The following is a 1692-nucleotide window of genomic DNA, read 5'->3' as shown; positions in this document are numbered from 1 at the left end:
GAATGGTTATGCAATTTAAACTACTTAGAATTTTTGCGTGATGTAGGAAAGCATTTTTCTGTCAACCGTATGTTGTCATTTGATTCTGTCAGACTCAGACTTGAGCGTGAACACTCTTTGTCATTCTTAGAGTTTAATTATATGATTCTGCAAGCTTATGACTTTGTTGAACTTTATAAACGTTATGGGTTGCGTATGCAAATGGGGGGCTCTGATCAGTGGGGCAACATTATTAACGGAATCGAATTAGGGCATCGTTTAGGAACACCGCAATTATATGCGTTAACATCACCATTGCTGACAACCTCTTCCGGTGCCAAAATGGGTAAATCATTGAATGGAGCTGTATGGCTGAATGCGGATAAGCTTTCACCTTATCAATTTTGGCAATACTGGCGCAATACAGAAGATGCTGATGTAATACGATTTCTAAAGCTCTATACTCCATTACCGATGGATGAGATTCTTAAACTTTCTCTATTACAAGGAACTGAAATTAACGAAGCAAAAAAAATTCTTGCAACAGAAGTTACAGCAATGTTGCATGGACGCGCTCTTGCCGATGAAGCTGCAGAAACGGCTCGCAAAACGTTTGAAGAAAAAACTCTGGGAGAAAATCTTCCAACTGTTGAAATTAATTCCTCAGAATTTAAAAAAGGTGTTGGATTGCTCACTCTTTTAGTACAAGCAGGACTTGCTAAATCTAATAGTGAGGCACGCCGACACGTTCAAGGTGGGGGCGTACGTGTAAATGATCAAATTATTGAGGATGAAACACACCTTATTATTGAAAAAGATGTGACAGCAGAAGGAATCATTAAACTTTCTTTCGGAAAGAAAAAACATATTTTGATCAAACCGCTATAATCTATTGATGTCTCATTCATTCTATATTTATATCCGTGATATTGATCTTTCTTACGCTTTCTTCCCTCATTTTTTAATTTAATTCTTATGACAGAATAATTTTATATGATGGCGAAAAAGTCTTTGAAATAATTCTATTTTAGAGAGTTGAAACTTTATTCCTTCTCTGTATGCTAGTAATTGATCTTTGCGCTTAAAAAGAAAGATAAAAAAATGATAAACTCAATGAAAGGTACTCTTGCTCCTGATTTTAATTTACCACGCGATGGAGGAGAGATAGTATGTCTTTCTGACTTTAAAGGAAAACCTGTTGTTTTATATTTTTATCCCAAAGATGATACCAGTGGATGCACAAGCGAAGCGCTTGATTTTACAAAATTAAAGACGAAATTTGATGAAATTGGTGTTGTTGTTATTGGAATCTCTCCAGATAATGTAAAAAAACATGATAAATTTAAAGTAAAACATGAACTTGATGTCATCTTGGTTTCTGATGAAGAAAAAAGGACCCTTGAAGCTTATGGTGTTTGGGTGGAGAAAAGTATGTATGGACGCAAATATATGGGTGTTGAACGGAGCACTTTTTTAATTGATGCACATGGAATAATAACAGAAGAATGGCGCAAAGTAAGTGTATCTGGACATGCTGAAAATGTTTTAGCTGCTGCAACACTTTTACATCGTAATGGTGACTTGTAAAGAGAATGCTCGATTTATTTTAAAAAGCAAAAGTTTTCCTTCCCAATTGATATTAATTTTTCCAATGGTTTCAATTTTTATAATATATTGCTTTATAAGAACAACTGATTATTCTACATTTAAATT

2 protein-coding genes are annotated in these 1692 nt (G+C 34.5%); both read left to right on the top strand.

Annotation, left to right across the window (positions count from 1 at the left end; genetic code table 11):
• Window positions 1-867: tyrosine--tRNA ligase (gene tyrS / locus ACFIO3_RS05100; RefSeq protein WP_375704161.1), on the top strand; the 867-nt coding region annotated here is incomplete at its 5' end.
• 213 nt (window positions 868-1080) lie between these two features.
• Window positions 1081-1566, top strand: coding sequence for a peroxiredoxin (locus ACFIO3_RS05095; protein ID WP_375704160.1), 486 nt, complete (start codon window positions 1081-1083; stop codon window positions 1564-1566).
• Window positions 1567-1692 lie beyond the last annotated feature (126 nt).

This window comes from Bartonella sp. AD328YNZD (assembly GCF_042196425.1).
The sequence above is the reverse complement of the archived record's forward strand: the minus strand, read 5'-3'. Positions and strand labels throughout refer to the sequence as shown.